Here is a 6,277-nt window from a genome sequence, read left to right as displayed (position 1 = left end):
GCGGGCCAGCGCCTGCCGCGCGGCCGGGCGCCCGGCGGGGCACCCCCCCCCGGCGCCGCCCCGCCCGGCGCGGCGCCGCCGGCCCCCCCCCCGCTCAGCTGGTTCGGGTGACCACGTAGTCGCACAGCGCCGACAGCGCGTCCCGCACCTCGCCGGCGGGGACGGCGGACAGCGAGGACCGGGCGCGGTCGGCGTAGTCCCGCAGCACCCCGTCGGCGCGGTCGAGCGCCGCGGACCCGCGCAGCAGCGCCAGCGCCTCGGCGTGCTCGGCGTCGTCGGACAGCGGGCGGGACACCAGCTCGCGCAGCCGCGCGTCGGCGGGGTCGTCCCCGGCCAGGGCGATCAGCGCGGGCAGCGTGGCGACGCCCTCGCGCAGGTCGGTGCCGGGCGCCTTCCCCGACGCGCCGTCCTGGCTGACGATGTCGAGCAGGTCGTCGGAGATCTGGAACGCGACGCCGACCTCCTCGCCGAAGCGGGTGAGCGCCTCCACCAGGTCGGCGTCGACGCCGGCGAAGCGGGCGCCGAAGCGGGCCGAGGTGGCCACCAGCGAGCCGGTCTTGTCGGCCAGCACCTCGAGGTAGTGCTGCACGCGGTCCTCGCCGGGGCGGGCGCCGACAGTCTCCCGGATCTGGCCGGTGACCAGCCGCTCGAAGGTGCGCGCCTGGATGCGCACCGCCTCGGGGCCGAGGTCGGCGAGCAGGTCCGAGGCCCGGGCGAACAGGAAGTCACCGGTGAGGATGGCGACGCTGTTGGTCCACCGGCTGTTGGCGCTGGGCGCCCCGCGGCGGACGGCGGCCTCGTCCATGACGTCGTCGTGGTACAGCGTGGCCAGGTGGGTGAGCTCGCAGACGACGGCGGCCCGCACGACGTCCGGCGCGTGCGCGTCGCCCAGGTGGGCGGCCAGCAGCGCGAGCATCGGGCGGAAGCGCTTGCCGCCCGCGGCCATGAGGTGGCCCGCGGCCTCGGAGACGAACGAGTGCTCGCTGGCCACCGCGGTGGCCAGCGCCGCCTCGACGTTCGCCAGGCCCTCGGCCATCGAGTCGCCGAGGGCCCCGCCCGGGAGCCAGGGGCCCATGGTCGAGGCGGGGGTCGAGATGCGGTGCCAGACCTCGGCCGGGGCGATCCCGTCGACGGCGGCACGGGGTCCGGTCATCAACCGACGAAGATAGCCGCCCGATCGGCGAGACCGAGCACCGCCCCGGGGACGATGCCCAGCACCAGGGTGGCCGCGGCGGTCACCGCGAGGACGACGGTGGTGGGCAGCCCGGGCACGCCGACGGTGGGGCCGTCGGCGGCCGGCTCGGAGAAGTACATGAGCACGATGACCCGCAGGTAGAAGAACGCCGCCACCGCGCTCGCCAGCAGCGCGACCAGCGCCAGCGGCCAGGCGCCGTCCTCGATCGCCGCCCGGAAGACGGCGAACTTGCCGGTGAAACCGCTGGTGAGCGGGATGCCGGCGAGCGCGAGCAGGAACAGGCTCATCACCGCGGCGGTGACCGGCGAGCGCTGCGCGAGGCCCGCCCACTGCGACAGGTGCGTGGCCTCGCCGTCGCCGCTGCGCACCAGGGTCAGCACGGCGAACGCGCCGAGCGTGGTCAGGCCGTAGACCAGCAGGTAGAACATCACGGCCGACAGTCCCGTCCCCGGATAACCGAGGACGCCGGTGAGCAGGAACCCGGCGTGCGCGACCGACGAGTAGGCGAGCATCCGCTTGAGGTCGGTCTGGGTGAGGCCGAGGACCGCGCCGACGACCATCGAGACGATCGCCACGGCGTAGACCAGCGGCCGCCAGGTCCACTCCTCGGTGCCGAACGCGACGTAGAGCAGCCGCAGGATGGCGCCGAAGGCCGCGACCTTGGTGCAGGCGGCCATGAACGCGGTCACCGGGGTGGGCGCGCCCTGGTAGACGTCCGGCGTCCAGGTGTGGAACGGCGCGACGCTGGCCTTGAACAGCAGCCCGACGATCAGCAGCGCCAGGCCGAGGACGGCGAGCGTGCCGCCCCCGCCGGCCGTGACCGCCTCGCGGACCGTGGAGAGCCGGATGCTGCCGGTGGCGCCGTAGACCAGCGCCAGGCCGTAGAGGAAGAACGCCGACGCGAACGCGCCGAGCAGGAAGTACTTGACCGCCGCCTCCTGCGACAGCAGCCGGCGCCGGCGGGCGAGGCCGCTGATCAGGTACAGCGGCAGGCTGAGCACCTCGAGGGCGACGAACATCAGCAGCAGGTCGTTCGCCGTGACGAACAGCATCATGCCGCCGATGGCGAAGGTGGCCAGCGGGTAGACCTCGGTCTGCACGCGCTGCACGGTGAGCAGCTCGCGGTCGCGGACGCTGCCCGCCGGCACCGCGGCGGAGACGACGAACGCCGAGCGGGCCGGGTCGAGGTTGCGCTCGGCGAACAGCAGGAGCGACAGCGCGCCGAGCCCGGCGATGGTGGCCTGCAGGAACAGCCCGGCGCCGTCGACGGCGAGCGCTCCCCCGGCGGTCACCTCGCGGGTGCCCGCCAGCAGCAGGGTGCTGACCAGCCCGCCGAGGGTGCCGACCAGCGCGACGGCGACCTGCACCGGGTGCCGGGTGTCGCGCGGGCCGAACGCCTCGACGAGCACGCCGATGCACGCGGCGCCGAAGACGAACAGCAGCGGGGCGAGCGCGGCGTACGAGAGGTCGGGGGCCTCGATGGTCATCAGTCGGTCCCCTCGGTCGGAGCCTCGACGCCGGCCGGGTCGGCGCCGACGTCGCTCATGGTCGCGGCGACGGCCGGCTCGATCAGCCGGATCAGCGGCTGCGGGTAGACGCCGAGCACGATGATCAGGGCGACGAGCGGGGCGACGACGGCCGTCTCGCGGCGGGTCAGGTCGCGCAGCCGCGCCGTCGCCCGGGCCGCGGGGGCCGGGGCGGTCAGCGTCGCCGTCGCGCCGTGCGCGCCGCCCGCGGGGGTCACGGGGGCCCCGGCCGGCTCGTCGCCGGCCGGGAAGAGCACCCCGCGCGGCGGGCCGTGCATGGTCCGTTGGTAGAGCAGCAGGACGTAGAGCGCGGCGAGGATGATCCCGCCGGTGGCCAGGACGGTGAACACCGGCCGGGCCGGGAACGAGCCGATGAGCACGAGGAACTCGCTGACGAAGCTGTTGGTGCCCGGCAGCGCCAGCGACGCGAGCCCCGCGATCAGGAAGACCCCGGCCAGCTTCGGCGCCCGGGCGGCCACGCCGCCGTAGTCGCCGACCAGCCGGGAGCCGCCGCGGGCGATGAGCATCCCGACGACGAGGAACAGCAGGCCGGTCGCGATGCCGTGGTTGACCATGTACAGCACCGCGCCGGTGCCGGCCTCGGTGGTGAAGGCGAAGACGCCGAGGGCGATGAAGCCGAAGTGCGCGATCGAGGTGTAGGACACCAGCCGCTTCATGTCGCTCTGCCCCATCGCCAGCAGCGCGGCGTACAGGATGCCGGCGACGGCGAGCACGAGCACCAGCGGGGCGAACTCCCGCGAGGCGTCGGGGAACAGCGGCAGGCAGTAGCGCAGGAACCCGAACGTGCCGACCTTGTCGAGGACGCCGACGAGCAGCACCGCGCCGCCGATCGGGGCCTCGGCACCGGCGTCGGGGAGCCAGGTGTGCAGCGGCACGAGCGGCGCCTTGATCGCGAAGGCGACGAAGAAGCCGAGGAACAGCAGCCGCTGCGCGGCCGGGTCGATGTCGAGCTGCCGCAGCGACTCGAAGGCGAACGTGCCGTCGCCCGCCGCCTCGCTGACGACGTACAGGCCGATGACCGCGGCGAGCATGACCAGCCCGCCGACCAGGCTGTACAGGAAGAACTTGACCGCGGCGTACTGCCGGCGCGGGCCGCCGAAGCTGCCCACGATGAAGTACATCGGGACGAGCATCGCCTCGAAGAAGACGTAGAAGAGGAAGACGTCGGTGGCGGCGAAGACGCCGACCATGCAGGCCTCGAGCAGCAGCAGCCAGGCGAAGAACGTCCGCATGGAGCGGCGGCTCGTCGGCTCGTCGCGCCACGAGGCGAGCACGACCACCGGCACCAGCACGCCGACCAGCAGCAGCATGACCAGCGCGATGCCGTCGACGCCGAGGGCGAAGTCGACGCCGAAGCCCTCGATCCACGGCACCGACGTCGTCAGCTGGAACCGGTCGCCGTCGGGGTCGAACGCGACCGTGGCCAGCACCGCGAGCAGCAGCACGACCAGGCTGACGCCGAGGGCGAGCTGCCGGGCCAGCGCCGTGCCGGCCTTGGGGAGGGCGGCGACGACGGCGGCGCCCACCGCGGGCACCACCAGCATCGCGACCAGGAGCAGGGAGTCGCTCACGCCACGGTCCTCATGTCGTCGGTCGTCCTCTCCTGAGAGCCCAGCCCGCTCACCCGGCCGTCACCGCCAGCAGCGCCCCGGCCACCAGGACCGCGCCGCCGAGCATCCCGAGCGCGTAGGACCGGACGAACCCGGTCTGCGCCCGGCCCAGCCGCGACGACGAGCCGCCGAGCGTGGCGGCCAGGCCGTTGACCGCGCCGTCGACGCCGCGGTTGTCCACCCACACCAGCGCCCGGGTGAGCCACTGGCCCGGCCGCATGAACAGCGACTCGTTGACCGTGTCGGCGTAGAGGCTCTTCCGCGCCGCGCGCACCACCGGGGAGACGCGGGCGGGGGCGACCTCGGGGACCTCGCGGCGGCCGACGAACAGCCAGGCCGCCAGGACGCCGACCAGCATCACGGCGGTCACCACCACCCCGACGACGGCCGGGGCGACCACGTGCGCGGCCTCCTCGGGCTCGCCGAACACCGGGGCGAGCCACTCGTCGAGCGGGAACACCTGCACCAGCAGGAACCCGGCGGCCACCGAGCCGACGGCGAGCAGCACCATCGGGGCGGTCATCACCGGCGGCGCCTCGTGCGGGTGCTGGCCGTCGGTCCACCGCGGCCGGCCGAGGAACGTCATGAGCACCAGCCGGGTCATGTAGAAGGCGGTCAGCCCGGCACCGACGACGGCGACCGCGCCCAGCAGCCACCCCCACCCGTCGCCGCGGTCCAGCGCCGCCTCGATGATCGCGTCCTTGGTCCAGTAGCCGGACAGGAACGGGAACCCGATCAGCGCGAGGTAGCCCAGGCCGAAGGTGGCGAAGGTGACCGGCAGCTTCCGCGCCAGCCCGCCGAAGCGGCGCATGTCCACCTGGTCGCCCATGGCGTGCATGACCGACCCGGCGCCGAGGAACAGCCCGGCCTTGAAGAAGCCGTGGGTGAGCAGGTGCGCGATGCCCGCGGCGTAGCCGACCGGGCCCAGCCCCACGGCGAGGAACATGTAGCCGATCTGGCTGACCGTCGAGTACGCGAGCACCTTCTTGATGTCGTCGTACGCGCACCCGACGATCGCGCCGTAGAGCAGGGTGATCGCGCCGACGGCGAGGACGACGGCGCGGGCGGTCGGCGTCAGGTCGTAGATCGGCGCGGACCGGGCGATGAGGTAGACGCCGGCGGTGACCATCGTCGCGGCGTGGATGAGCGCCGAGACCGGCGTCGGGCCCTCCATGGCGTCGGGCAGCCACGCCTGCAGCGGGAACTGGCCGGACTTGCCGCACGCGCCGAGCAGCAGGAGCAGGCCGAGCGCCGTCAGCGTGCCGCCGGCCAGGGCGCCGACCCCGCCGAACACGCCCTCGTAGGAGACCGTCCCGAGCTGGGCGAACATCACGAAGATCGCCAGCGCCAGGCCGACGTCGCCGACCCGGTTCATCACGAAGGCCTTCTTCGCGGCGGTGGCCGCGGCCGGGCGCTCGTGCCAGAAGGCGATGAGCAGGTAGGAGGCCAGGCCCACGCCCTCCCACCCGACGTAGAGGGCCACGTAGTTGTCGCCGAGGACCAGCAGCAGCATCGCCGCGACGAACAGGTTCAGGTAGGCGAAGAACCGGCGCCGCCGGGGGTCGTGCGCCATGTAGCCGACCGAGTAGACGTGGATCAGCCCGCCCACGCCGGTGATCAGCAGCATGAAGGTGGCCGACAGCGGGTCCACCAGCAGCCCGGCCTGCACGTCGAGCGAGCCCACCGACAGGAAGGTGAACAGGTCGACGTCGACCGCCCGCTCCTCCAGGCCGGCCAGCTGGATCGTGCACAGCAGCGCGACCACGAACGCGGCCAGGACGGTCGCCGTCCCCAGCAGGTGGCCCCACCGGTCGGTGCGGCGGCCGCCCAGCAGGAGGACCGCGGCCCCGAGCAGCGGCAGTGCGATGACCAGCCACGAGGCCGACAGCAGGCCCTCGGCGGCGACGGCGGATTCCATGGGGGTG

General features: G+C 74.0%; 4 protein-coding genes. All 4 read right to left on the bottom strand.

Features of this window, described 5'->3' with window-relative positions; translation table 11 throughout:
• Positions 1 to 94 precede the first annotated feature (94 nt).
• Genes ACI79B_RS22110 through nuoL form a run of 4 tightly spaced genes read right to left on the bottom strand, consistent with a single transcriptional unit; the run spans position 95 to position 6,270 of the window.
• Positions 95 to 1,153: a polyprenyl synthetase family protein gene (locus ACI79B_RS22110; RefSeq protein WP_456930266.1), complete on the bottom strand. Its 1,059-nt coding sequence runs from the start codon at positions 1,151 to 1,153 to the stop codon at positions 95 to 97.
• Complete coding sequence (gene nuoN / locus ACI79B_RS22105) at positions 1,153 to 2,682, bottom strand: NADH-quinone oxidoreductase subunit NuoN (protein WP_456930267.1); 1,530 nt, start codon at positions 2,680 to 2,682, stop codon at positions 1,153 to 1,155. Before nuoN ends, ACI79B_RS22110 begins: the two co-directional genes overlap by 1 nt.
• Complete coding sequence (locus ACI79B_RS22100) at positions 2,682 to 4,313, bottom strand: NADH-quinone oxidoreductase subunit M (RefSeq protein ID WP_456930268.1); 1,632 nt, start codon at positions 4,311 to 4,313, stop codon at positions 2,682 to 2,684. The genes nuoN and ACI79B_RS22100 overlap by 1 nt, the downstream gene beginning before the upstream one ends.
• A gap of 49 nt (positions 4,314 to 4,362) precedes the next feature.
• A complete protein-coding gene (gene nuoL, locus ACI79B_RS22095) occupies positions 4,363 to 6,270 on the bottom strand; it encodes an NADH-quinone oxidoreductase subunit L (protein ID WP_456930269.1) in 1,908 nt (635 codons plus the stop codon).
• Between the last annotated feature and the right edge of the window lie 7 nt (positions 6,271 to 6,277).

The sequence above is a fragment of the Geodermatophilus sp. SYSU D00879 genome, from assembly GCF_054050375.1.
The sequence above is the reverse complement of the archived record's forward strand: the minus strand, read 5'-3'. Positions and strand labels throughout refer to the sequence as shown.